The organism is Dyella sp. (genome assembly GCF_035685805.1).
Lineage (GTDB): Bacteria > Pseudomonadota > Gammaproteobacteria > Xanthomonadales > Rhodanobacteraceae > Dyella_A.
In genome coordinates, this window is the sequence record NZ_DASSAB010000003.1 from 38772 (window position 1) to 63432 (window position 24661).

The window sequence follows — 24661 nt, forward strand, 5'->3', positions numbered from 1 at the left end:
CGTCAGTCACCGATAACCCGTTGATGCAGTGACATTTGTCATTGCCTGGCCCGCGCCGCAAAGGTGTCCGCGGACAGCGGCCGTCCGCTGCCGGACAACGCAGCGGACGCGCGGACGCACCCCTGCCATTCGTCATTTGCGACCGATGCGGCGGGGGCACTACCGTCGGGCAGTTAACCCGTGAGAAGGAGTTTCACCGTGTCGAAGAAACCGCTTGCCCTGCTGATTGCCGGTCTGCTGACCCTGGGCGCCGGTGCGCCCGTGTTGGCTGCCGCCGATGCCTCGCCCGCCGCTGCGTCCGCCGCGCAGTCGATCCCCGACCTCACCTACGAGCGCTTCACCTTGCCCAACGGCCTGACCGTGGTCGTGCACGAGGATCACAAGGCGCCCGTGGTCGCCGTGAGCATCTGGTATCACGTCGGCTCGTCGTACGAGCCCAAGGGCAAGACCGGCTTCGCGCACCTGTTCGAACACCTGATGTTCCAGGGCTCGGAGAACCACAACGACGAGTTCTTCAAGCCGTTCGAGCTCGCTGGCGCCACCGACCAGAACGGCACCACCTGGCTGGACCGCACCAACTATTTCGAGACCGTGCCGACCACCGCGCTGGACATGGCGCTGTGGATGGAATCGGATCGCATGGGCCACCTGCTCGGCGCGATCGGCAAACCGCAGCTCGACGAGCAGCGCGGCGTGGTGCAGAACGAGAAGCGCCAGGGCGAGAACCAGCCCTACGGCCGGGTCGGCGAGTTGATCCAGGCCGAGGCGTTCCCGGCCAACCATCCGTATCACCACGACACCATCGGCTCGATGGGCGACTTGAACGCCGCCTCGCTGGACGACGTCAAGAACTGGTTCCGCGGTTACTACGGCGCCGCCAACACCGTGCTGGTGCTGTCCGGCGACATCACCGTGGCGCAGGCAAAGGAAAAGGCGCTGAAGTACTTCGGCGACATCGCCCCCGGTCCGCAGGTGCCGCGCCCGCAGGCGTGGGTGGCGCCGCGCAAGGAAGCGACCCGCGGCACGATGACCGACAACGTGGCGCAGACGCGCATCTACCGCGAGTGGAACGTGCCGCCGCGCACCAGCGACGACACCACCCAGCTGCAGCTGGCCGCCGCCGTGCTTGGCGGCAGCAAGACCTCGCGCCTCTACCAGCGCCTGGTCTACCAGGACAAGCTGGCCGACAGCGTCTCGGTGGACATCGAGCAGCACGCGCTCGCCAGCCTGTTCCAGCTGCAGGTGGACGTGAAGAAGGGCGTCGACCCGGCCAAGGTCGAGGCGGCGGTGGCCGACGAGTGGCAGAAGTTCCTCGCCAACGGCCCGACCGCCGACGAACTCGCGCGCGTCAAGACCGAGGTCCGCGCCGCCTTCGTGCGCGGGCTCGAGCGCGTCAACACGCAGGCCTCGATCCTGGCCGAGGGCCAGCTGTACTCGGGCAACCCCGGCCAGTACAAGAAAGACTTCGACGTGCTGATGGCGGCCACCCCGGCCACCGTCAAGGCCGCGGCGGACCAGTGGATCGGCAAGGGCGACTACACCCTCACCGTCACGCCGGGCAAGGTCGAAGCCGAGGACATGGCCACCGTGGGCGGTCGCCCCGCCGCGCCGGGCAAGCCGGAGCCGGTGATGGCGGCCAAGGGCGATTTCCATGCGGTCAAGAGCGGCGTCGACCGCAGCAAGGGCGTGCCGGCGGTGAAGACTTTCCCCGACCTCACCTTCCCGACCCTGCAGCACGGCAAGCTTGCCAACGGTATCGAGGTGATCCTGGCCGAGCGGCATGCCGTGCCGGCGGTGCAGGTGGCACTGCAGTTCAACGCCGGCTACGCGGCCGACCAGGGGCGCAAGTTAGGCACCTCCAGCTTCACCATGGGCATGCTCGACGAGGGCACCACCGCACTCGATTCGCTGGAGATCGCCAAGCGCAAGCAGCGCCTGGGCGCGATCATCAGCACCGGCTGCGGGCTGGATTCGTGCACCGCCTCGCTCAACGCGCTGGATGACCAGCTCAAGCCGTCGCTGGACCTGTTCGCCGACATCGTGCGCAACCCGGCCTTCCGCGACGCCGACGTGGCCCGCGTGCGCGGCCAGTGGCTGGCCGGCATCGCGCAGGAGAAGAGCCAGCCGGTGGGCATCGCGCTGCGCACGCTGCCGCCGCTGCTCTACGGCGAGGGGCACGCCTACGCCATCCCGTTCACCGGCTCGGGCACCGAGGAGTCGATCACCTCGCTCACCACCGCCGACATGCGCGGCTTCATGAAGGACTTCATCCGTCCGGACAACGTCAAGATCCTGGTCGCCGGCGACACCACGCTGGACAAGATCATCCCGCAGCTCAACGCGGAGTTCGGAGACTGGAAGGCCAGCGGCAAGGTCCCGGCCAAGTACCTCGCCAAGGTCGAGCCGCCGGCCAACCCGCGCGTGTACCTGATCAACCGGCCGGGGGCGCAGCAGACGCTGATCCTCGCCGGCGTGCTGGCACCCTCCACCGAGGCGCCGAACAACCTGCCGATCGAGACCATGAGCAGTGCCTTCGGCGGCACCTTCACCTCGCGCCTGAACATGAACCTGCGCGAAGACAAGCACTGGGCCTATGGCGCCTTCAGCTTCCTGCAGCAGGCGCAGGGCCAGCGGCCGTTCCTGCTGTACGCGCCGGTGCAGACCGACAAGACCGCCGAGTCGGTGGCGGAAATGCTGAAGGAAGCCAGGGGCGTGGTGGGCGACAAGCCGCTGACGTCGGCCGAGATCGACAAGATCAAGTCCGGCGACGTGCGCTCGCTGCCGGGCAGCTACCAGACCACCGATGCGGTGATGGGCGCGCTGCAGGGCATCGCGCTCTACCACCGCCCCGACGACTATGTGCAGACGCTCAAGGCACGCACCGAGGCCCAGACCGACGCCCAGGTCAACGCCGCGGCCAAGGAGATCATTCATCCCAACCAGCTCACCTGGGTGATCGTGGGCGACCTGTCCAAGATCGAGCAGCCGTTGCAGAAGCTCGACCTGGGCGCGATGAAGGTGCTCGACGCTGACGGCAAGCCGGTCTCCGGCGCCCCCGCCGCCGGCAAGTAAGCGCCGGTTGGGGAACGCCACGGCGTTCCCGCGTTACGATGAAGGCCGGGCCGGCAACGGCTCGGCCTTCCCGTTTTCATGTCATCCACCGCGGAGCTTTCCATGCGCAAGACCCTGCTGCTCGTTCCCGTCGTGCTGCTCAGCGCGTGCTCCTGGGGCATCAAGCTCGATGACGCCGGCAAGGCCGTGCGCACCTCCTGGAACGGCGATGTCTCGCAGTGCCAGGAGCTGGGCAAGGTCACCGTGTCGGTGATGGACCGGGTCGGCCCGGTGGATCGCAACGACATCAAGGTGCGCGACGAGCTCGAGGTGATGGCGCGCAATGAGGCGGCCAAGATGCATGCCGACACCATCAAGCCGCTCGGCGAGCCGGCCGACGGCTCGCAGCCGTGGGGCGCCTACCGCTGCGGCAGCCAGCGCCTGCCCGCGAGCGGCACGGCGCCAGCCAGCAGCGGAAGCAGCGCGCCGGCCACGGTGCCGGCGGCCGGCTTCCAGTCCTACCCGATCAAGGGCGGCTGAGCGGGCAACTACGTCCAACGTGCACGATGCAGGGGCGCTCTCGGGCGCCCTTTTCGTGTGCTCGTGATCCGATAAGCCGGGCTACCCGCGGCTGGCCTGTAAGGTTTTCGGCGCGGCGATGGACTAAGGAGAAACCATCACTCATCAAGGAATGACGATGTCGACCGCCGCGCCCCCCGCAATGCTCCCCGCTCCTTCCGCGCTGACCCGCGCCAGCGGCTGGTATCGCGACGCGCTTCGCCTTTGGCGTCGTGCCCCGTTGAAGCTGGTGTTCCTGAGCCTCGCCTGCCTGGTGGCCGAGGCCCTGCTGCAGCTGCTGCCCGCGGTGGGCACGGTGCTCTCCAAGGCGGTGGTGCCGATGCTGGCGGTGGGCGTCTGGATTGGACTGGATCACCTCGCGCGCGGCGAAGCGTTGCGCTTCAGCTGCCTTGTTGCGGGTTGGCGCCACCCGCGCTGGCCATCGCTGTGGGCGTTGGCCGCTGCCATCGGACTCGTCGTGTTCGCCGTGCAGGTAGCCAGCGCCATGCTGGTCTACGGGCCAGTCGTCTGGGATGCCGTCGTGCTCGGTCACCTCATGCAGTACCCGGCGCTGCAGACGCGCCGCCTGGAGTTCGTGCTGCTGCTGCCCGGCCTGGTGCCCGCGACGCTGCTGACCTTGGCGCCTCCGCTGTTCCTGTTCCGTGGAGAGGGTGTGTTGGCGTCGCTGGCGGGAAGCCTGCAGCGGGTGGCGGCACACGCCGCGGCCTTCGCGCTCGCCCTGCTGCCGCAGCTCGCGCTGTTCGCCGTGGCGTTGTCCACCCCGTGGGCGATGCCGCTGCTGCTTTTGCTGATGCCACTAGGCACCCTGCTGGCTTATGCCGCCTGGCGTGACCTGGCCGGCCCGTCGCAGGCGGGCTGAGGCGTCGTGGGAGCAGGTCATCGCTTCGCCCAGGTACTCGCAGAGCATGCCGGCCTGATGTCGCGCATCGCGGCGAGCTACGAGGCCGATCCGGCCCTACGCGACGACCTGCTGCAGGAGATCGCACTGGCCCTGTGGCGTGCGCTGCCAGGCTGGCGGGAAGAAGCCGGCATGCGCACGTTCGTGGCGCGGATCGCACATAACCGCGGTGCCAGCCACGTGCTGGGCGAGCAGCGGCGACCGCGCTCAACCGCGCTGCCGGAGGATCTGCCGGATCCCGGCATCGCACCGGAGCAGCAGGCCCACACCTGGCAGGAAGGCATGCGGCTGCAGGCCGCGGTGCGCGCACTGCCGCTGGCCTTGCGACAGGCGGTAACGCTGGCGCTGGAAGGCTTCAGCCATGCCGACATCGCCGACGCACTGGGCATTCAGGTGAATGCCGTCGGCGTGCGCCTGAACCGGGCGCGGGCGGCCTTGAAGCAGCGACTTGGAGGTGGCGCATGATCGAGCAGGACGAGTGGCGCCAGTGGAGCGAGAGCTGGCAGCACCAGCCGGTGGTCGATGTGCAACGGCTACAGCGCCAGGTGAGGAACAAGCATTGGCGGATGGTCGCCATGGTGGCTTTCGAGGCGGTCACCTCGCTACTGGCGCTGGTACAGACCGCGGGATTGATCCATCACCCCGCGCTCAGCCTGCGCTGGAAAATCTTCTGCATCGCCGCGATGGTGCTGGTGCTGGTGTTTTGGATGGCGTCGTTTTGGCTACGTCGCGGCACCTGGCGCGCGCGAGGAGACAACGCCAGGGCGCTGATGCAGCTGACCGAGCACAGGGCGCACGCGGGTATCCGTCTGGCCAAGGCCGGTCTGTATGGTCTCGCCTTGCTGCTGGTCGTTGTCGTTGTGCTGGCCTGGCCGCAACTTCAGCCCGCACGCTGGCAACACGATGATCGGCTGCGGCAGATCCTGCTGGTGCAGGTCGCGTTCAATGGACCGATCGTGCTGGCCACCGTCGCTTTCAATCTCTGGTACATCCGCCGCCAGCGCCGACGCTTGAGCCGGATCGCCCGGTTCCTCGCCGATGACGGCTGAGCAGCGGCTTTCCCCGCACCGGCGATCCCGGCATGCTGGACACTTTGCGACCACGTCCAGGGCGCCATCCTTGTCCGCGATGAAACGACTGACTCGACTTCCCGGCCGTGTGGCGCGGCGACTGCTGCCGTTCGGCCGCGCGGACCGCATGCGCAGCAGGGTGGGAGACCTGGCGGCATTCGCGGTGCCGGCGAAAGGCGTGGTTACGCTGACCGATCCGGCCAGCTTTCGCGAACGCCTGCTGGCGGCAATCGCCACGGCGCAGCGGCGCATCGTGATCGTGGCGCTCTACCTGGAGGACGACGACGCGGGCCGCGAGCTGCTTGCCGCGCTGCATGACGCGCACGATCGCCAGCCCGGGCTGGACATCAGCGTGTTCGTCGACTGGCATCGCGCGCAGCGCGGCCTGATCGGCAAGGCGCGCAGCGAGGGCAATGCCGGCATGTATCGGTCCGTCGCCGCCGAACGCGGGCCGGGCGTGAAGATCTATGGCGTGCCGGTGCAGGGCCGCGAGTTGTTCGGCGTACTGCATCTGAAGGGCATGGTGATCGACGATGCCGTGCTGTATTCGGGCGCCAGCATCAACAACGTCTACCTGGCGCGCCACGGCCGCTACCGGCTCGATCGCTACCACGTGCTGTGCCAAGCCGGCCTGGCCGACGCGATGGCCGGTTTCGTGCAGCGTGAATTCGCGGCGCAGCCGGCGGTGTGCCGGCTCGACCAGCAGCCGGTGCCGACCACGGCGGCGCTGGTGCCGGCTATCCGCGCCTTTCGCCAGCGGCTGGCGCAGGCGGATTACGCGGTGCCGCGCGATGCGCTCGCCGCGGGCGAGGTGGCGGTGACGCCAATGGCGGGCTTCGGACGCAGCGACAACGCGCTCAACCAGACCCTGCTGGCGCTGCTGCGCGATGCGCGCGAGCGGGTGGTGCTGCTCACCCCGTACTTCAACCTGCCGCGCCCGGTGCGCGCCGTGCTCGGCCTGCTGCTGCGGCGCGGCTGCACGGTGGAGATCATGGTGGGCGACAAGACCGCCAACGACTTTTTCGTGCCGCCGGACGAGCCGTTCCGCACCATCGGCGTGCTGCCGTACCTGTACGAGGCCAACCTGCGCCGCTTCGCGCGCACCCACCAGCGCCAGCTCGACAGCGGCCAGCTGCGCCTGCACCTGTGGCGGCACGGCAACAACAGCTTCCACCTCAAGGGGCTGTTCATCGACGATGACGTGTCGGTGCTGACCGGCAACAACCTCAATCCGCGCGCGTGGTCGCTGGATCTGGAAAACGCCCTGCTGCTGCGCGACCCGGACGGCCTGTTGCGGGAGCAGCACGCTGCCGAGTGGATCGCATTGAAGCGTCACGCCACGCGCCTGCGTGACTACCGAACGCTGGAGACCACACGTGACTACCCGGCGCCGGTGCGCAAGCTGCTGCGCCGGCTCAAGGGCGTGCGCCTGGACCGGCTGGCCAACCGGCTGCTCTAAGGCGCTGCCGGGGCCGGGGCTTGCGGCAGGCCGGGGAATGGTGCATCCGCCGCCGACGCCATCCTGGGCAGGCTCACCACGAAGGTGCTGCCGAGGTCGTGGCCGGCGCTGTGCACCGACACCTGCCCGCCATGTGCCTGCACCAGCTCGCGGACCAGCGCCAGGCCAATGCCCAGCCCGCCGTGCGAGCAGGCCAGCCCCCGGTCGTCCTGCACGAACAGTCCGAAGATCGACTCCAGCGCATCGGCATCGATGCCGATGCCGCTGTCAGTCACGGTGACGTCGAACTCGTGCTCCCGGGCTGTGAGCGTCAGGGTGGTCTCGGCGCCCTCGGCGCTGTACTTCGAGGCGTTGTCCAGCAGGTTGCAAAACACTTGGGTCAGTCGGACGGTGTCGCCCATCATGGCTACAGGCCCCAGCGGCAGCCGCACCTGCAATGACTGGTGCCGCAGCGCGAACAGCGGACCGCTGGCGTCGGTGGCATCGTGCAGGGCCTGCAGCAGATCCATCGGCTGGCGCTTGAGGCGCAGCTTGCCCACACCGATGCGGGCGCCGTCGAGCAAATCGCCGATCAGTCGCGACAGCCGGGTCACCTGGTGGTCGACGATGCCCTGCAGGCTCTTGAGGGTGGCGCTGTCGTGCATCTCACGTGTGCCGAGCATTTCCGCCGCCAGCATCAGTGGGGTCAGCGGGTGGCGCAGTTCGTGCACCACCATCGCCATGAACTGGATCTGCTGGTGCTGCGCTTCGCGCAGCTGCTGCTCGCGCTCCTGCGCCTGCAGTGCGGTCAGCAACAGCTGGGTGTTTGCCTCGCGCAGGGTGCTCTCGAACGCATCGCCGGCACGCGCTGGCGATGACGCCACGCGCCGTGCCGCGACCGGCGCCGGTGCCACCGCCTCGGCGGCCGCTTCGTCGGCACGGAAGAACCGGAACGAGCCCGGCTCGGCACTCTTGGCGCGGTACATGGCCGCGTCGGCGTGGCTGATCAGGGTGTCGGCGTCTTCGCCGTCGTGCGGATAGATGGCGATGCCGATGCTGGCCGACAACACCATGGCTGCGCCGGCGACTTCCGCCGGCTGCGCCAGTGCGTGGAGCATCTGACGCGCCGCATGGGCCGCATCGCCCGGGCGCGCGAGCTGGGTGATCAGGGCCAGGAACTCGTCGCCGCCGTGGCGACTGAGGGTGTCGGTTTCGCGGATCACCGAGCCCAGCCGCCGGGCACCCAGCCGCAGCACCTCGTCGCCGGCGGTGTGTCCCAGCGTGCGGTTGATCTCGCGAAAATGGTCGAAGTCGATGAAGAACACGGCGAAGTGCGAGGCCGCACGGCGGGCGATGGCGATTGCCGCGTCGAGGTGGTCGCGCATCAGCACACGGTTGGGGATGCCCGTGAGCACGTCGCGATAACTGTTGAGCGCCAGCTCGGAAAGATGCCGCAGCGCGGTCTCGGCGATCTCGTCCGAGCGCAACGCGGCCACCACCAGCCGAGCATTGGCTTCCTGCAATTCGGTCGCCCGCGTGGACGCCAGTGCGGTACGCGCCTGGCTCAGTTCGTCCCGCAGCCTTACCAGCGCCTCGCGCAGGGACTCCTGCTCGGCGTCGGACAGCGTGCCGTCATCCGGCGCGGCGGGCACGGGCGGGTCCATGGGCGGGTTCACGGCGCGCGGCCCGCCCGACGCCGGTCAGCCATCGTCGGGGCCACGCCCGGAGGGCCGCGTATTGCGCGTGGGCCGGCCGTCGAGCAGGCCTTCATAGCCGTCGAGCCGCTCACCGATCGCCAGGCCGCCGTCGTCGATGCGGAACTGCCGCAGCTCGGACGAATGCGCGCTGGCGCGCACCTTCACCACTGCCATCACCCGCTGCAGGCGGCTGTCCACCTCGATGTAGCGCTGCACGATGATCGCGTCGGTGAGGAACGCGGTGCCGTAGGGGCTGAAGCGCAGCTCGGTGTAGCGGTCTTCCAGCTCCGAGGTCATCAGCACGGTGACGCCGGCGCCGCACAGCGCCGACACCATCCGCGCCAGCGACTCGCGGAAGTCCTCCCGGAAGGTCGGCGCCAGCGCCAGCTCGAAACCGGACAGCGAGTCGATCACCAGCCGGGTTGCCTTGAGGCGTCGCACCTCGGTGAGCAGCAGCATCGACATCTCGTCCACCGACAGCCCCGGCGCACGCGTGTCGACCACGCCGATGCGGCCGCTCTGGATCAGCTCCACCACGGCGCGCCCGCGCGACCGGTCGGCGCGCTGCTCGAAGGCGGCGATCACGCCGGTTGCGCCCTGGCGGGCACCCTCTGCGAGGAACGCGCCGGCCAGGATGCTCTTGCCCGAGCCCGACGGACCGGCCACCAGCAGCGAGTAGCCCGCCGGCAGGCCGCCGCCGAGCATGGCGTCGAGCTCCGGCACGCCCATCGCCAGGCGCTGCGTGAACGGCTCCAGCTGGGTCGAGGCGGTGGGCGGCAGCGGCGGCGGCGCGAATACCTTGATCCCGGCATGGCTCATGCGGAAGGTGTGCAGGCCGGGCTGGGTCGGCTGCCCGCGCATCTTCATCACCTCCATCTTGCGCACCATCGAATTGCCCTGGACGCTCTGGCGCATCCAGATCAGCCCGTCGGCCACGGTGAAGACCGGGCTGGGATCGTTGTCGTGGAAGTACTCCCCGAGCAGGAAGGTGGTCGCCTGCCAGCTGGTCATCAGCATGCCCAGCTGCTGGATGAACTGCTGCAGGGTGAGGAAGGTGCGGTCGCCGTCGCGCCCGGCCAGCACCACCGAGCGGAACGAGTCGACGAACACCAGCCCCGGCCCGTGCTGGTGCACTTCCTCCACGATCCGCGCCAGCACCTTGCCTAGGTCGCCGCTGCCGGCCTCCTCGGCCAGGTTGATGAAGTGGATCGACTGGCCGACCTTCTCGCTGTCGAAGAAATCGAACTGCTGCTGGTAGCGCAGCATCTTCAAGGGCGGTTCGCCCAGCACCGTGAAGTACAGCGCCGGGCGATCCGGCGTGGCCAGGGCGAACATCATCTGGTGCGCCAGCGTGGTCTTGCCGCAGCCGGGCGGCCCGGCCAGCACGTTGAAGGAGAACTCCGGCAGCCCACCGCCGAGCACGACGTCCAGCCCCGGCACGCCGGTGGAGAGCCGGTGAATAGTGGCCTTGGCCATGATCATGACGCGGTGTCCTGTACGGCTTGGCCGCTTGAAGGTGGGGTCCACACGGAGCGCAGCAGCCGCTCGGTGAGCGAGTCGCCGATCAGGTAGGCCAGAAGGTCGTGGAACGTGCGCACCAGGGCGGTGGCGGTGTTGGCCGCCTCGTGGGCGGGCAGCGCGGCCAGCGCCATGCGCAGCGGCGCGAATTCATCCGGCGCCGGCGCCAGCGCGGCGGCCGACTGCAAGGAAGGGTGCTCGCGGCGGGTCAGGAATACGCTGCGCTGGTAGAGCGCGGCGATACCGGCAGGGCCGATGATCGGCGACAGCGCCTGCGTGATGCCGCACCACAAGGCCACGACATGCTCGGCAATCTGCCCGGCGTCGGCGCCGTTGTCGGCCATCCGCCCCCATGAGGCCGGGATCTCGTGTGCGTCAGCGTGCATCAGCGATCCCGTGAGGCCCGGCGCTCAAGCGAGCGGTGCGAGCGGCGCCCAGCATAGGCGCACTGTCGAGGAAACGTGTTCACAAAGCGTGAGTCGTGCAGGCCCGGCGCGGCGTTCGTACAGCATCAGCCGGCCAGGCGTTGCAGCCGCAGATCGAGCCAGCGCTGCACGTCGGGCCATTCGCCGGCGAGGATCGAATAACACACCGTGTCGCGCAGGCTGCCGTCGGGCCGGCGCATGTGGGCGCGCAGCACGCCGTCGCGATGTGCGCCGAGCCGCTCGATCGCGCGCTGCGAGTCGAGGTTGCGGTGGTCGGTGTGGAACTCCACCGCGACGCAGCCCAGCTGCTCGAACGCATGGCGCAGCAGCAGCCGCTTGCAGGCCGTGTTGAGGTGGGTTTTCTGGTAGCGGCGGGCATACCAGGTGTAGCCGATCGCCACCCGCGGCAGCGCCGCATCGAACGCGTAGTAACGGGTGGTGCCCACCACCTCGCCGCTGCGCTTGTCGCGCACGGCGAAGGCCGCCATGGCGCCGGTCTGCACACCGGCCAGCGCCTGCTCGATGTAACGCGCGGCTTGGCCCGGCGGCGGCGCACTGGTGAACCACAGCTTCCACAGTTCACCGTCGGCGGCGGCCGTTTCCAGCGCCGGCGCGTGCGCCGGCTGCAGCGGCTCGAGCGCGACGTGGTCGTCTTCCAGGCGGACAGCGGCGAGCAGCGTCATGGCGGCGGGCGATCAGGCGTCGAGGTCGGGTATCAGTTTGCTTTCCAGCCGCGCGATGGCGTCCTTCAGCAGCAGCTTGCGCTTTTTCAGCCGGGTGATCTGCAACTCGTCGCGACAGCCCGATGCCACCAGCTGCGCCACCACGGTGTCGAGCTCGCGATGCTCGAGCCGCAGTTCGGCCAGCAGCTGGGGGATCGAGGGCGAATCCTTGGCCGTCATGGCGCACGCTGGAAAAAGGAAGCGCCAAGTGTACGCCTCCGGCCCGGCGGTGGTCAGCCCGCTACAATGGCCTGCTATCGCCCTGATTCCGCTCCGATGTCCGCCTCATCCGACCGCTCCCGCAAGCAGCACTACGAAGCCGGAAAACTGGCCAAGCGCCTGCGCCACCAGGTGGGTCAGGCGATCGCCGACTTCAACATGATCGAGGACGGCGACACCGTGATGGTGTGCCTGTCCGGCGGCAAGGACTCCTACACGCTGCTGGACATGCTGCTGGCGCTGCAGGCCAAGGCGCCGGTGCCCTTCGCGCTGGTGGCGGTGAACCTCGACCAGAAGCAGCCGGGCTTTCCTGCCCATGTGCTGCCGGACTACCTCACCGCGCGCGGCGTGCCATTCCACGTGATCGAGCAGGACACCTACAGCACGGTCACGCGGGTGATCCCTGCCGGCAAGACCATGTGCAGCCTGTGCTCGCGGCTGCGCCGCGGCGCGCTGTACCAGTGGGCGGCGGACCACGGCGTCAGCAAGATCGCGCTGGGTCACCATCGTGACGACATCCTGGGCACGTTCTTCCTCAACCTGTTCTACCAGGCGCAGCTCAAGGCGATGCCGCCCAAGCTGCGCTCGGACGACGGCCGCCACGTGGTGATCCGGCCGCTGGCGTACTGCAGGGAAAGCGACATTGCCGCCTACGCGGCGGAGCGGGCGTTCCCGATCATTCCGTGCAACCTCTGCGGCTCGCAGGAGAACCTGCAGCGCAAGGCGGTGACGCAGATGCTGGCCGAATGGGAGAAGATCCAGCCCGGCCGCAGCGAGAACATCTTCCGCGCGCTGGGCAGCGTGTCGCCTTCGCAGCTGGCTGATCGCACGCTGTTCGACTTCGCCTCGCTCGGCGCACGCCACGACGCCACGCCGCGCGATGCACGCGACTGGCTGGCCGGCTATGCTGGCCAGCCGGGCGACGAAAGCGTTTAGACGTCCATACTTCCAATCCATCCACTTCTCGAGCAGCCCATGTCGATCTTTGCATCCGTTGAAATGGCCCCCGGCGACCCGATCCTGGGCCTCACCGAGGCGTATGTCACCGACGCCCGCCCGAACAAGGTGAACCTCGGCGTGGGCATCTACACCGACGAGCAAGGCCGCGTGCCGGTGCTGAAAGCGGTGCAGCAGGTGGAGCAGGCGCTGGCGCGCGACACGCAGCCGCGTGGTTACCTGCCGATCGACGGCCTGCCTGCCTACAACACGCTCAGCCAGCAGCTGCTGTTTGGCGCCGAGTCGCCGCTGCTGGCCGCCGGCCGCGTCGCCACCGCACAGACCATCGGCGGCAGCGGTGCGCTGCGCGTGGCGGCGGACCTGCTCAAGCAGGTCGGTGGCGCCAACGCGAAGATCGCCATCAGCAATCCCAGCTGGGGCAACCACCACGTGGTGTTCCGCACCGCCGGGTTCCAGCTGCTGGAGTACCGCTACTACGACGACACCAGCCACGGCCTCGATTTCGCCGGCATGCTGGACGACCTCGGCCAGCTCGAGCCGGGCACCGTGGTGTTGCTGCACGCGTGCTGCCACAACCCCACCGGCGTGGATCTGAACGCCGAGCAGTGGGCGCAGGTGGTGGCGCTGGTGAAGGAGCGCAACCTGCTGCCGTTCGTCGACATGGCCTACCAGGGCTTTGACCAGGGCATCGACGCCGACGCCACCGCGGTGCGCCTGTTTGCCGCCTCGGGCATCGAGGCGTTCGTGGTCGCCAGCTCGTACTCCAAATCGTTCTCGCTGTACGGCGAGCGCGTGGGCGTGCTGTCGATGGTCGGCGCGGACAGGGGCGAGGCCGCGCGCCTGCGCTCCAAGATCAAGCAGACCATCCGCGCCAACTATTCCAGCCCGGCCGCCCATGGTGGCCAGCTGGTCGCCGGTGTGCTGGCCAGCGCCGAGCTGCGTGCGCTGTGGGAGAGCGAACTGGGCGAGATGCGCGAGCGCATCCACGCCATGCGCGCCGGCCTGGTGGAAAAGCTGGCCGCGCACGGCCACACCCACTTCGGTTTCATCCAGCGCCAGGCCGGCATGTTCTCCTACTCCGGCCTGAGCAAGGCGCAGGTCGATCGCCTGCGCGACGAGTACGCGATCTACGCGCTGGGCACGGGGCGCATCTGCGTGGCCGCGCTCAACCGCGGCAATCTCGACTACGTTGCCGATGCCGTCGCCGCAGTGGCCGGCTGAGCAGGTATCGTCTCAACTCCTGCGCGCGGCCCGCCGCACGCTTGCCGTCCGTCGCCCGAGCCGGTGACGGGCGGCTCCTGATCCGGCCGATGCCGCCTGCCCGGACCCTCTCGTGGACGGTTCGTGCCGGCGCCGATCATTGCGCCGCGCCGGCCCGGCTTCCGCACCACGCTTGCTCACTGGATACCGCATGTTTTTCCGCAATCTGACCCTGTTCCGCTTTTCCCCCGCCGTCGCCGAGGATCTTGCCCGCCTGGATGAGGTGCTCGGCGAGCACCGGCTGCGCCCGTGCGGGCCGCTGGAGATGTTCACCAAGGGCTTCGTGCCGCCCGTGGGCCGCGGCGAGGAGGCCGCGCTTACCCATGTGGTCAAGCACTGCACCATGGTCACCGTCGGCGGCGAGGACAAGCTGCTGCCCGCGGCCGTCATCAACGACGAGCTGCAGCGCAAGGTGCAGAAGATCGCCGAGGAAGAGGGCCGCAAGGTCGGCGGCCGCGAGCGCAAGCGGATCAAGGAAGACCTGCTCACCGAACTGCTGCCGCGTGCGTTCGTGCGCACCTCGCGCATGTCCAGCTACGTCGACCGCAAAAACGGCTGGCTGGTGCTCGATACCTCCAGCCGCAAGTCGGCCGAAAACTCGTTGACCCAGATCCGCGAGGCGCTGGGCAGCTTCCCCGCAGTGCCGCTGGCGCCGGAAGAGGGTCCCCGCGTGCTGATGACCGACTGGCTCGCCAACGGCACCCTGCCGGCGGGCCTGGCGCTGGGCGACGAGGTGGAGCTGCGCGATCCGGCCAGCAACACCGGCGCCATCGCCAAGTGCCGCCGGCAGGAGCTGGACAGCGAGGAGATCAAGGAGCACCTGCGCAACGGCAAGCAGGTGTTCCAGCTCGGGCTGGTGTTCGACGACCGCATGAGTTTCGTGCTCGGCGAGGACCTGATCGTGCGCAAGCTGAAGTTCCTCGACGTCGTGCTGGACGAGATGGGCGACAGCCACGCCGACGCCGCTGCCGAGGCCGACGCCAGCTTCGCCCTGCTCACGCTGGAGCTGGAGCGCCTGCTGGCCAAGCTGGAAGAGTGGTTCGGCCTGCCGCGGCCCGCCGACGCCTGACATACGCGGGCGCATGGCAGCTCGGGAAACGCTCGCGACTGCTTGAAACATCACATCCGCGTCGCCAATCCCTGCCAGAATCGAGGCGGGTCGCCGCAACGCGGCAGCCCGCCCCGGCGCCCCGGCGCGGCCCATCCGGCCGCCTGCCTTTTGCCGGGAGGACACGACGAAGCGGCAGGTGTGGTGTCCAAGGGTCCGGTCCACAGGCAGGCGGCAGCATGGCGCAGCATCTCGAAGGCGATTGGCTGGAACTGGCCACGGCAACCGGCAGCACCATCCGGGTGTTGCGTGCCGCCCATCCGCGCGCGCGCCGGCTGCGTCTCACCGTCACGCCCAAGGGCGCGCGGGTCTCCTACCCACACGGCACGCATCCGGCGCAGGTCAGCGCATTCCTGCGCAGCCACGCCGACTGGCTGGAGCAGAAACTCGACGAGCTCAACCTGCTGGTCAAGCCGCTGCCTCCGCTGCGGGTGGGGCACGCCACCGAGATGCCGCTGCGCGGGGAGCCGGTAACGCTGGATTGGGCCGAGGGCCCGTATCCCCGTATCGAGACGGGCGAGGGCGCCCTGACACTGGTGATCCCGCGCCCGCACACGCGCGCCTTGCCGGTGGCGCGTGGTCTGCTCGCCTCGCATTTCGAGTCGCTGATCCGGCGCGACGTGTCGCGCTGGCTGGCCGGCTACGTGCCCCAGCTGGGGCTGGCACCCACTGCGCTGAAGATCCGCCCGCTGAAGAGCCTGTGGGGCAGCCTGGATACCCGCGACCGCATCAACCTCGACCTCGCCCTCGCGCTGGCTCCGCCCGCCGCGCTGCGCTATGTGCTTGCCCATGAGCTGTGCCACCTCAAGGTACGCAACCACTCGCCGCGGTTCTGGGCGCAGGTCGAAGGCCTGTTCCCCGGCTGGCGCGAACAGCGCGACTGGCTGCGCCAGAACGGCTCGCTGCTGAAGGCCGAACTGGACCGGCTGGTGGCTGACGTCGCCGACTGACATCACGGCGTGGATCGCGCACGCTCCCCGCGCGAGCGCGCAACAGACCGATTATCGAGCCGCCTTTGCGCAAGTGACACCGCGGCGCTGAGGTTCTCGCCGTCGCTACTCGAGCCGCACCGGCCTCTCAGCGTTGCCCCGCCGCACCTCGCCGCGGGCGACGCACGGCGCGTAGCTTGCCGCTGCTGCCGCCGCCGCAGAAGAACGTGTCGGCCCCGTCCGAATCCAGCCCCGACACCACGATGCCCGGCGGCATCTCCAGGCTCTCCAGCACCTCGCCGGTGTCGGCATCGATGTGCCGCAACTCGCTCTGCTCGTCCTCCCAGGTGGCGTGCCACAGCTCGCCGCCGACCCAGGTGACGCCGGTGACGAAGCGGTTCGACTCGATGGTGCGCAGCACCGCGCCGGTCAGCGGATCCACCTGGTGGATCTTGCGCCCCCGGTATTGCCCGACCCACAGCGTGCCCTCGGCCCAGGCCAGGCCGGAGTCGCCGCCGCCTCCGGGCGCGGGGATCGAGCCGAGCACCTCGCCGCTGTGCGGATCGATGCGTTGGATGCGGTCCTCGGCGATCTGGAACAGGTGGCGGCCATCGAACGCCGTGCCGGCGTGCGCGGGCACGTCCAACGCGCCGAGCGTATCGCCGCTGGCCGGGTCGACCGCGCGCAGGCGGTCGCCGGTGGCCATCCAGACCCGCTGGCCGTCGTAGGTCACGCCGCCAACGTTGTCGGCCTCGGGATAGGCGCCGTGCTCTCGCACGATCTCGGCGGTTGTACGCTTCATGGTTCCATCCCGTGCAGAGGGTGAGCGCATCCTAGTCGCCGGACAGCGGCGCGGGGAGTAACAAGGCGGTCGCGAATCCCGGCAGCGGTGGCGTCATCCAGCGCCGCGCGCGGCCGCGTCCGATCGACTGGATCGTGCCCGCCGCGGCCAGCGCATCGAGCGCGCGCTGCACCGTGCGCTGGCTGTCGCCCAGAGCCAGCGCCAGCGCCGAGCTGGACCACGCTTCGCCATCGGCAAGCAGGGCGAGCACCGCGGCGTGCTTCTCCTCGACCGGCCGCGTCAGCACCGCCACGGCGCGTCCATCGCGCGGCATCAGTGCGTAACCGATCCGGGTGGCGTGCACCTCGGCCAGCCCGCGCAGCGCCGTGCGCAATCGGCCCATCTCCACCCGCAGCCGCGCGCGGTGCGACTCGTCGATCGCGCGGGCCCGGAACGCGCGGGCGATCAGCGCGTTTCGCGGCACGTCCTGCGGCCACGCTTCGCCCAGCACGCGGGCCAGCGTGAACAACACCGGCCGGCGGGCCAGCGCCACCACGGTGTCGCCCGCGTGTACGGCGTGCCGGCAGCCGTCGATCAACAGCCGGTCCGCGGCCAGCAACGCCTCGACCTCATCGAGGCGAAGCATCCGCTCCTCGCCGGCGGCGAGCAGACGCGCTGCCGGTGCGCGCCAGGCAGACGCCGCCTGCTCCACCTCGGCCACCAGTGATGGAATGCCGGTGCGATGCGCGGCGCGGGCTGCAGCATCGAGCGCCGTGCGCGCGGCTCCCGCACGCAGCCGCCGCATGGCGATACCCGCTCGCGCCAGTGCATCGATCGCCTGCAGGGCCGGCGGCAGCGATGGGGGATCGCAAACGTCGAGCATCTGCTCGGCTTCGTCGAGGCGGCCGAGCAGCAGCAGTCGGCGGATCGCCAGATAGCGCGCGTGCGCGGCGTTCGCGCGGTCGCCGTGCGCCTCCAGCGTGGCGCGGGCCGCGTCCAGCGTCTTCGCCGGCCAGCCCAGTTCGCGTGAGGCCAACGCCACCTCCGCCTCGGCCACCACGCAGCGCGCGCGTGCCACGGCGGCGTGCGCACCGAAGGCGCGGGCGGCCCGCCGCAGCAGCAGTCGGGAGCGCGCGAAATCGCCCAGCTGCGCCATCGCGATGCCGCGCAGCGCCAGGGCCGGAGCATCGTCGCGCAGCGCCACGCGCTTGAGCGCGCCGAGCGGGTCGCCGCTGGCCAGCGCACGGGCCGCCGCGGTGATCAGCGAATCCATCGCCGCCGCCTCGTTCGCAATCGCGCCACGGTTGTCACTCCCTTCGTTCGCCCGGCCGAACCTAGCCTATCCGCTCGGTCGGCACATCCGGCCACGGCGCCGCGAGCCGCGGCTCGATCCACTGTCTGAGGAATGCATCATGGACCACATCGTCGTCTGGGGATTTCGCTGGGCGCCACCGTTCGCGCAAGGCCTGTTGCGCGACCTGCGCGTGCGCTGGGCACTGGAGGAGGCCGGCCTCGCGCATGAGGTGCGGCTGATCGATTTCGACGAGCGCCACGCCAGCGCCTACCGCCGACATCAGCCCTTCGGCATGGTGCCGGCGTTCGAGGCGGACGGGCACGTGCTGTTCGAATCGGCCGCCATCGTGCATCGCATCGCTGGCGAGTCGGCAGCGCTGATGCCGGCGGAGGCGGCGGCACAGGCCGAGGTGCTCAGCTGGATGTTCGCCGCGGTGAACACGGTCGAGCCGCCGGTGCAGCAGCTGCTGGAGATGGACCTGCTGCACGCGGGCGAAGCATGGGTAGCGCTGCGTCGCCCCGCGGTGGTCGACACGGTGAAGGCGCGGCTGGCCGCGCTGGAACGCCGGTTCGGCACGCGCGACTACCTGCTCGATCGCTTCACCGCCGCCGACATCCTGATGGCGACGGTGCTGCGCTTCCTGCGACATACCGATCTGGTGGAAGGCTTTCCGGTGTTGGCCGCCTATGTCGAGCGCTGCGAGGCGCGTCCCGCCTTCCACAAGGCACTGACCGCGCAACTGGCGGATTACGCCCGCCACGCGCCAGTCGCCGCCTGAATCTTCTGCTCCGCCCCGAAAGGAGACCACCATGACGACGCATGCCGTAAGCACCCGCGAGCAATGGCTCGAGCAGCGACTGGAACTGCTCGCTGCCGAAAAGGAACACACCCGGCGCAGCGACGCGCTGGCCCGACAGCGCCAGGCGCTGCCCTGGGTGCGCATCGACAAGCCGTACCGTTTCGACACCGACGATGGCGAGGCCACGTTGGCCCAGCTGTTTCGCGGCCGCTCGCAGCTGCTGGTCTATCACTTCATGTTCGGGCCGGACTATCGCGCCGGCTGCCCCTCGTGCTCGGCGATCGCCGACGGTTTCGACGGCTTCGCGGTGCACCTGGCGCATCACGACGTCACACTTATGGCGGTGTCGCGCGCGCCGCTGGCGACGCTGCAGGCGTACAAGCAACGGCTGGGCTGGCGCTTTCCCTGGGCGTCCTCGCAGGACAGCGACTTCAACTTCGACTTCAGCACCTCGATCACCGAGGAGCAGCAGCGCGTGGGCGCCGTCGAGTACAACTACCGACGCGGCGGCCATCCGATCGCGGCGACGCAATTCCCGGAGCCGGTGGTGCAGTCTGCCGCCTCCTGCGGCACCGACGCCCCAACCTACGTGCGCGACCGACCGGGCATGAGCGCCTTCGTGCTGGAAGACGGCGTGGTCTATCACAGCTACTCCACCTACGCGCGCGGGCTGGACGGCTTGTGGGGCATGTACCCGTGGCTGGACCGGGCGCCGAAGGGGCGCAACGAGTCCGGCATCTGGTGGAAGCGGCACGATGAGTACGGCGCGCCCTGAGCGGGTGGCACCGCTGCACGATGCAAGCGATCCTGCGGATGCCGCGCCCCGGCGCGCGTTCGTACTCGGTTGCAGCGTGCTGTTCGTCGGTTGTGCCGCAGTCACCGCCGGCCGCACCGCCTCGATGTCGGCGATGGCGGCGCTGCCGATGCGCGGGGGGTGGAGCCTGTCGATGCACTGGCTGGCGATGTGCGGCCGCAACGCCCCCGCGCAACTGGCGGCCTGGCTCGTCATGTGGTCGACGATGATGGTGGCGATGATGCTGCCCGCGGTCGTGCCGAACCTGTGGCGCTATCGCTGCGCGGCGGTACACGCGGGCGCCACGCACCCCACGGCACTGACTGTCTGCGTGGGCGTCGGCTACTTGCTGGTGTGGACCGCCATGGGTGCTGTGATCTCGGTAGCGGGCACGGCGCTGGCCACCGGGTTGCTGGAGCACCCCGTGCTGGCCCGCGCAGCGCCGCTCGCGACGGGCGCCGTGCTGATGCTTGCCGGGGCGCTCCAGTGCACGGCGTGGAAGGCGCGCCAGCTGACCCACTGTCGGCAGTGGCCCCCCAGCGCCGGCGTCTCGCCCGCACATTTTCGCAGCGCCTGGCGAGTCGGCCTGCGCCTGGGGCGTCACTGCAGTGCCAGTTGTGCCGGGCTGACGGCGATCCTGCTGGTCAGCGGAGTGATGGACCTGCGCGCAATGGTGGTGATCACTGCCGCGATCACCGCGGAGCGTCTGTCGCTTCATGGCGACCGTGTCGCCCGGGGGATCGGTGTGCTCGCGCTGGTCACCGGACTGTGGCGGCTGATCGTGGTCATTACCGCGGCTGGATGAGCACCCGCTTCACGCGTTGGCGCACGAGTGGTGCATGACAGCTGCAACTTGCCGCCCGCGCTGCGGGCGGGCACGCTGCGATCCACACGGACTCCTCAAGTCCTTCGACCGGATCACCCCATGCATCTGCCCATCGTCTGGCTCATCAACCTTGGCTGGTTCGTCTTCCTCGCGTACTGGGCGATCCAGTCGCGGGCGGTGAAATCGACGGCGCGAAGCGAGCCGATCGCGGCCCGGGTCCTGAAGTACTGGCTGCCGCTGATCGTCGGCACCGCGCTGGTGCTGCCGTGGCGCGGCGGTGCGGGCACGGTGCTGCGCGCGCGCTTTGCGCCGTCCGGCCCATGGCTGCCGCTGCTGGGCGTGCTGCTGCTGTGGGCCGGCGTGGCGTTCGCTATCTGGGCGCGCGCCACGCTGGGCCGCAACTGGAGCGCCGTGGTGCAGGTGAAGCGCGATCACGAGCTGGTCGAACGCGGCCCGTACCGCTGGGTGCGCCACCCGATCTACACCGGACTGCTGATGGGCTTCCTCGGCACCGCGTTCGCGCTGGGCGAGTGGCGTGGTCTGCTCGGCACGGCCATCGTCGCCGGCTCGTTCTGGTTCAAGCTGCGGCTGGAAGAGCGCTGGATGCGCGAGCAGTTCGGCGTGCGCTACGAGGACTATATGCGGCGGGTGAAGGCGCTGGTGCCGGGTGTGGTGTAACCCATATTCGCGTCACTTCGCTGATCACCTCGTGCAGGGATTGCCTGTTAGGTGTCTGTAGTACGCATTGTTCTTGGTGCGCGGCGAAGTGAACGATAACCGCTGATGGTCTGCGCTCGGGTGAAAGATGACCGACACTGGCCCTTTGTCAGGGATCATGTTGGTGACGTAAATGTCCCCGTCATAGATGTGGAAGGGTAGCGGCGAGAGCCCGCGACAGTGGGAGTCGTGCCAGACATATGTTCCGTCTTCACGGAATTCCATCATCTCTCCCAGCGGCCCGCCGTCCTCATCGGCCGTCATCTGCCAATAACCATGGAACCATTCGGGCACCTTTGACCCAGTCGCCGCCACGATGTGGGGCACAAAGGCGCCAAGAGCGGCGACCACCGATAATTTGATCAGTCCCTTCATATCCGTGGCTTCCATCGTGGAGGTGGAACATTGACTCAGTGCGACAGCTGAAACGCCGTCAGCACCTGCGCGGTCTGCTCGGGCTTCTCCAGCATCGGCATGTGGTTGCAGCCGCTGAGCGTGGTGGTGCTGATGGCGGCGGCGTGGACCAGGCCGTTGCGCAGGCTGTCCAGCGCGGAGACGTCGACGATCTTGTCGTCGCGGCACCACAGGCCCATCACCGGCATGGTGAGCTGGTCCAGCCGCTGCTGCACCGAGAGGTACTGCGAGGGCAGGCGCAGGGCGTCGAAGGTGCGGTCGAGAAACGCGCGGTCGCGCTGGTTGCGGCGGATCAGCACGTCCACGAAGCGGCCGCGCACGTCGGGCACTTTTTCAAAAGCGAGTGCCGTGGCGCGCTGGAAACCGGCACGGTCGTCGTAGTCGAACGGGTTGGCGCCGGCGAGCGCGCTGCGGGCGAAGTCTTTCTCCTTCGACGCCAGCCCGAACGAGTCCACCAGCGCCAGCCGCTCGACGACATCCGGGTGCGCGGCGGCGTACACGCCGGCAATGGCCCCGCCCATCGAGTGCCCCACCACGGTGACCCCGCGCAGCCCGAGCGCGCGCACGAACTCGTCCAGTCGCGCGGCCTGCGCGTCGATGTCGTAGCTGGCGCTGTCGCTGCGCGAGGAGTCGCCCCAGCCGGGCAGGTCGGGAATGATCAGGTGGAAGTGCGGGGTCAGCTCCTTCGCCACCTTGAGCCACACATCCTTGCTTGAAGCGTAGCCGTGCAACAGCACCATCGTCGGGCCTTCGCCGCCCTCGTAGTACGACCAGCGGGTGTCGCCGGCCTGCACCGTGCGGGTCTCCAGGTGCGCGGCCATCGCCTGCCGCGTGACGTTCGCGCGCAGCAGCCATTGCGGCGCGAACAGGTAGCTGCCACCCAGCGCCAGCGCCAGGATCACGACGACCCCCAACAGGAATTTCAGCCGCCGCAGCAGCAGGCGCTGCCAGAGCGGGCGGGACACTGCAGGAGGGGTGGCGGGCGTGGAAGACATGGCCTGGGCCTGTGCGGAATGGAGGGAGGGTACGGCGCGGATGTGTCAGCGCATCGAGGTGGCGAGGTGGGGACGCCGGTCGCGTTCCCCACCCCGCCCGCGCTTACTTTGTCGGCGCAGCCTTTGCCTTGGCGAAGATGCCCTCGATCACCTGCTGGGTCAGCGGGTGGTAGCCGTCCTTCGCCTTGGTGTAGGCAGCTTCGGCATAGGCCAGGCCCTCGGGCGTGGCGGCAAAGGCGCGGTACACCGGCGTGGTGATATAGATGCGCCCGATGCGCACCATGTGCTCGCGCGCGGCCGGCCACACGGCCTGGTCGCCCGCGGCGATGGCGTGGATGTACCAGCGCATGCCGATCTCGGCATTGGGCGTGCCGGTGAGGTGCCAGGCCGCATCCAGCGCTTTCATCTGCGCGAGCTTCGGCGCATCGGGCAGGCGGTCGAGGAAGTACATCCACTCCTGCGTGTTCCAGCCCTTGGCGTCGAGCTGGTCGGCGGCCAGCGTGCCGGCGGTGAAGGCTTTTACCTTGGCGTCGATCATGTCGAAGCGGGCCGAGGTCGGCAGCGGCGCGTCCTTGGGGATGCCCGTGCCGTAGACCCACTGCTTCACTTCATCCCACGACATCTTGCCCGGGTACTTGTCGATCAGGTTCGCCTTGAGGAAGGCCAGCATCTGCTCGGTGGTGATGCTCTGGAAGGCGAAGTGGTCGAAGTAGCTTTTCAGGTACGGGTCGAAATGTTCGCGGCCGTAGCGCTGCTCCAGCGTGCGCAGGAACCACGAGCCCTTGTCGTAGGCCACGTCGGACAGCGCGTCGTCGGCGTCCACGTCGCCGGGCACCGGTGCCAGCTTCTGGCTGTTGGCCGGCATGCCGCCGATGCTCTTTTCCAGTGCGCGTGCCGACAACAGGGCCTCCTCGTCGGCCAGCGACTTGCCGTACACCGCCTCGGTGATGCGGCCCTGCACGTAGGTGGTGAATCCCTCGTTGAGCCAGCCGTCGCGCCAGGTGGCGTTGGTCACCAGGTTGCCCGACCACGAGTGCGCCAGCTCGTGCGAGATCACCGAGGCCAGGCTCTTGTCGCCCACGACGATCGTCGGCGTGGCGAAGGTCATGTTCGGGTTTTCCATGCCGCCGAACGGGAACGATGGCGGCAGCACGATCAGGTCGTAGCGGCCCCAGCGGTAGGGCCCGTACAGACGCTCGGTGGTGGCGATCATCTTCTCGGTGTCGTCGAACTCGCGCGCGGCCTTGTGCACCATCGACGGCTCGGCATACACCGCGCTGCGCGGGCCGGTGGCCTCGGCGGCGATATCGCCCGCGGCGATCGCCAGCAGGTAGGACGGGATCGCGTGCGGCTGGTCGAACGAGAAGTCGCCGTTAAGCGGATGCTTGGCGTCGTTCAGCGCGCTCATCACCACGCGCACGCCCTTCGGCGCGCTGACGTGGGCGGTATAGGTGAGGCGGATCGCCGGCGAATCCTGCAGCGGCACCCACGAGCGCGCGTGGATCGACTCGGACTGCGAGAACATGAAAGGCAGCTTCTTGTCGGCCGTCTGCGCCGGGGTCAGCCACTGCAGGCCGGACGCCTCGGGCGAGGTGGTGTAGACGATGCGCACCTGCGCCGGGTGCTTCGGCGCGGCGATGGTCAGCTTGCTGCCCAGCACCTTGTCGCGCGGCGCCAGCGCATATGTCAGCGGCGTGGCCTTGCCGTCGCTGCCGAGCGCCTCGACCTTGGCGATCTTCAGGTCGCGCGTGTCCAGCACCAGCGACTGCGCCTTGGCATTCTTCCAGTCCAGCTTCAGCGTGGCCTGGCCATCGAGCTGCTTGCGCGGGAAGTCGATCGTCAGGTCCAGATCCAGATGCGTCACGCGCACCTGGTCGGGCTGGGCGTAGGAGTTAGGGTCGTTGGCGTACGCAGCCAGCGGCAGCATCAGCGTGCCGAAGGCGAGGGCGGGCAGCAGGCGCATGGGGAAGTCTCAGGCTGGAAAACCCCGAGTATGCCATTGCTGCGGTGGCGCCCGCCTGTGACGAAAGCTCAGGGCAGCTCGCGCGACGAATGCGGATCGATCGCGTACGGATGCATCTCGGCGAGGAAGCCAGGCTGCGCCTCCACCCGCGCCACCCACGCGCGGAATTGCGGATACGCCTGCAGCGACAAGCCGGCTTCCTCGGCGC

The 24661-nt window shown here is 69.1% G+C and carries 24 protein-coding genes; 14 read left to right on the plus strand and 10 right to left on the minus strand.

Features of this window, described 5'->3' with window-relative positions:
• Window positions 1-198: 198 nt before the first annotated feature.
• The 6 genes from VFG40_RS00365 to pssA all read left to right on the plus strand — a co-directional run bounded on the left by VFG40_RS00365 (window position 199) and on the right by pssA (window position 7057).
• Window positions 199-3072 (plus strand): M16 family metallopeptidase, encoded by a 2874-nt coding sequence (locus VFG40_RS00365; RefSeq protein ID WP_324893701.1) that lies wholly within the window; start codon window positions 199-201, stop codon window positions 3070-3072.
• A gap of 102 nt (window positions 3073-3174) precedes the next feature.
• Complete coding sequence (locus VFG40_RS00370) at window positions 3175-3591, plus strand: DUF4156 domain-containing protein (protein WP_324893703.1); 417 nt, start codon at window positions 3175-3177, stop codon at window positions 3589-3591.
• 157 nt (window positions 3592-3748) lie between these two features.
• Window positions 3749-4489 (plus strand): hypothetical protein, encoded by a 741-nt coding sequence (locus tag VFG40_RS00375; protein ID WP_324893705.1) that lies wholly within the window; start codon window positions 3749-3751, stop codon window positions 4487-4489.
• 6 nt (window positions 4490-4495) lie between these two features.
• Window positions 4496-4993 carry an RNA polymerase sigma factor gene (locus VFG40_RS00380; protein WP_324893708.1) on the plus strand — a complete coding sequence of 166 codons (498 nt, stop codon included), beginning with the start codon at window positions 4496-4498 and terminating at the stop codon, window positions 4991-4993.
• Window positions 4990-5577, plus strand: a complete 588-nt coding sequence (locus tag VFG40_RS00385; protein WP_324893710.1) for a hypothetical protein — start codon at window positions 4990-4992, stop codon at window positions 5575-5577. The genes VFG40_RS00380 and VFG40_RS00385 overlap by 4 nt, the downstream gene beginning before the upstream one ends.
• Window positions 5578-5656: 79 nt before the next feature.
• Window positions 5657-7057, plus strand: a complete 1401-nt coding sequence (pssA, locus tag VFG40_RS00390; RefSeq protein WP_324893712.1) for a CDP-diacylglycerol--serine O-phosphatidyltransferase — start codon at window positions 5657-5659, stop codon at window positions 7055-7057.
• Here the strand turns inward: pssA and VFG40_RS00395 are convergent.
• The 5 genes from VFG40_RS00395 to VFG40_RS00415 all read right to left on the minus strand — a co-directional run bounded on the left by VFG40_RS00395 (window position 7054) and on the right by VFG40_RS00415 (window position 11578).
• Window positions 7054-8700 carry a diguanylate cyclase domain-containing protein gene (locus VFG40_RS00395; protein ID WP_324893714.1) on the minus strand — a complete coding sequence of 549 codons (1647 nt, stop codon included), beginning with the start codon at window positions 8698-8700 and terminating at the stop codon, window positions 7054-7056. The two genes, pssA and VFG40_RS00395, sit on opposite strands and share 4 nt — an antisense overlap.
• A 36-nt stretch (window positions 8701-8736) precedes the next feature.
• Window positions 8737-10215, minus strand: coding sequence for an ATPase domain-containing protein (locus VFG40_RS00400; RefSeq protein ID WP_324893716.1), 1479 nt, complete (start codon window positions 10213-10215; stop codon window positions 8737-8739).
• Window positions 10212-10637 (minus strand): hypothetical protein, encoded by a 426-nt coding sequence (locus VFG40_RS00405; RefSeq protein WP_324893718.1) that lies wholly within the window; start codon window positions 10635-10637, stop codon window positions 10212-10214. The genes VFG40_RS00400 and VFG40_RS00405 overlap by 4 nt, the downstream gene beginning before the upstream one ends.
• Before the next feature lie 125 nt (window positions 10638-10762).
• Window positions 10763-11359 (minus strand): GNAT family N-acetyltransferase, encoded by a 597-nt coding sequence (locus VFG40_RS00410; protein ID WP_324893720.1) that lies wholly within the window; start codon window positions 11357-11359, stop codon window positions 10763-10765.
• 12 nt (window positions 11360-11371) lie between these two features.
• The gene (locus VFG40_RS00415; RefSeq protein WP_324893722.1) at window positions 11372-11578 is read right to left on the minus strand and encodes a YdcH family protein; all 207 of its coding nucleotides are present in this window, start codon (window positions 11576-11578) and stop codon (window positions 11372-11374) included.
• Window positions 11579-11674: 96 nt separating this feature from the next.
• Here VFG40_RS00415 and ttcA point away from each other — a divergent pair, with 96 nt between their 5' ends.
• From ttcA to VFG40_RS00435, 4 genes are all read left to right on the plus strand, one after another.
• The gene (gene ttcA, locus VFG40_RS00420) at window positions 11675-12553 is read left to right on the plus strand and encodes a tRNA 2-thiocytidine(32) synthetase TtcA (protein WP_324893724.1); all 879 of its coding nucleotides are present in this window, start codon (window positions 11675-11677) and stop codon (window positions 12551-12553) included.
• Between the two features lie 39 nt (window positions 12554-12592).
• Window positions 12593-13795 (plus strand): amino acid aminotransferase, encoded by a 1203-nt coding sequence (locus VFG40_RS00425; protein WP_324893726.1) that lies wholly within the window; start codon window positions 12593-12595, stop codon window positions 13793-13795.
• 190 nt (window positions 13796-13985) lie between these two features.
• Window positions 13986-14903: a recombination-associated protein RdgC gene (locus VFG40_RS00430; RefSeq protein WP_324893728.1), complete on the plus strand. Its 918-nt coding sequence runs from the start codon at window positions 13986-13988 to the stop codon at window positions 14901-14903.
• Between the two features lie 218 nt (window positions 14904-15121).
• Window positions 15122-15892 (plus strand): M48 family metallopeptidase, encoded by a 771-nt coding sequence (locus VFG40_RS00435; protein ID WP_324893730.1) that lies wholly within the window; start codon window positions 15122-15124, stop codon window positions 15890-15892.
• A gap of 127 nt (window positions 15893-16019) precedes the next feature.
• On the opposite strand, the gene VFG40_RS00440 is transcribed toward VFG40_RS00435, so the two are convergent.
• Together VFG40_RS00440 and VFG40_RS00445 are read right to left on the minus strand one after the other, a co-directional pair.
• Window positions 16020-16673, minus strand: coding sequence for an NHL repeat-containing protein (locus VFG40_RS00440; RefSeq protein ID WP_324893732.1), 654 nt, complete (start codon window positions 16671-16673; stop codon window positions 16020-16022).
• Between the two features lie 31 nt (window positions 16674-16704).
• A complete protein-coding gene (locus VFG40_RS00445) occupies window positions 16705-17925 on the minus strand; it encodes a helix-turn-helix domain-containing protein (protein ID WP_324893734.1) in 1221 nt (406 codons plus the stop codon).
• Window positions 17926-18064: 139 nt separating this feature from the next.
• Between VFG40_RS00445 and VFG40_RS00450 the strand changes: the two genes are divergently transcribed.
• From VFG40_RS00450 to VFG40_RS00465, 4 genes are all read left to right on the plus strand, one after another.
• The gene (locus VFG40_RS00450; protein ID WP_324893736.1) at window positions 18065-18724 is read left to right on the plus strand and encodes a glutathione S-transferase family protein; all 660 of its coding nucleotides are present in this window, start codon (window positions 18065-18067) and stop codon (window positions 18722-18724) included.
• Between the two features lie 31 nt (window positions 18725-18755).
• On the plus strand, window positions 18756-19520 hold the full coding sequence (locus tag VFG40_RS00455) for a DUF899 domain-containing protein (RefSeq protein ID WP_324893738.1): 765 nt from the start codon (window positions 18756-18758) through the stop codon (window positions 19518-19520).
• Window positions 19501-20343 carry a DUF2182 domain-containing protein gene (locus VFG40_RS00460; RefSeq protein WP_324893740.1) on the plus strand — a complete coding sequence of 281 codons (843 nt, stop codon included), beginning with the start codon at window positions 19501-19503 and terminating at the stop codon, window positions 20341-20343. Before VFG40_RS00455 ends, VFG40_RS00460 begins: the two co-directional genes overlap by 20 nt.
• Before the next feature lie 120 nt (window positions 20344-20463).
• Entirely contained in the window at window positions 20464-21042 is a 579-nt protein-coding gene (locus VFG40_RS00465) for a methyltransferase family protein (protein WP_324893742.1), read from the plus strand.
• A 24-nt stretch (window positions 21043-21066) separates the two neighbouring features.
• Here the strand turns inward: VFG40_RS00465 and VFG40_RS00470 are convergent, their stop codons facing one another.
• The 3 genes from VFG40_RS00470 to VFG40_RS00480 form a co-directional block, all read right to left on the minus strand.
• Window positions 21067-21456 carry a hypothetical protein gene (locus VFG40_RS00470; RefSeq protein ID WP_324893744.1) on the minus strand — a complete coding sequence of 130 codons (390 nt, stop codon included), beginning with the start codon at window positions 21454-21456 and terminating at the stop codon, window positions 21067-21069.
• Window positions 21457-21491: 35 nt separating this feature from the next.
• The gene (locus tag VFG40_RS00475; RefSeq protein ID WP_324893746.1) at window positions 21492-22490 is read right to left on the minus strand and encodes an alpha/beta fold hydrolase; all 999 of its coding nucleotides are present in this window, start codon (window positions 22488-22490) and stop codon (window positions 21492-21494) included.
• A gap of 103 nt (window positions 22491-22593) precedes the next feature.
• Complete coding sequence (locus VFG40_RS00480) at window positions 22594-24453, minus strand: M1 family metallopeptidase (protein ID WP_324893749.1); 1860 nt, start codon at window positions 24451-24453, stop codon at window positions 22594-22596.
• Window positions 24454-24661 lie beyond the last annotated feature (208 nt).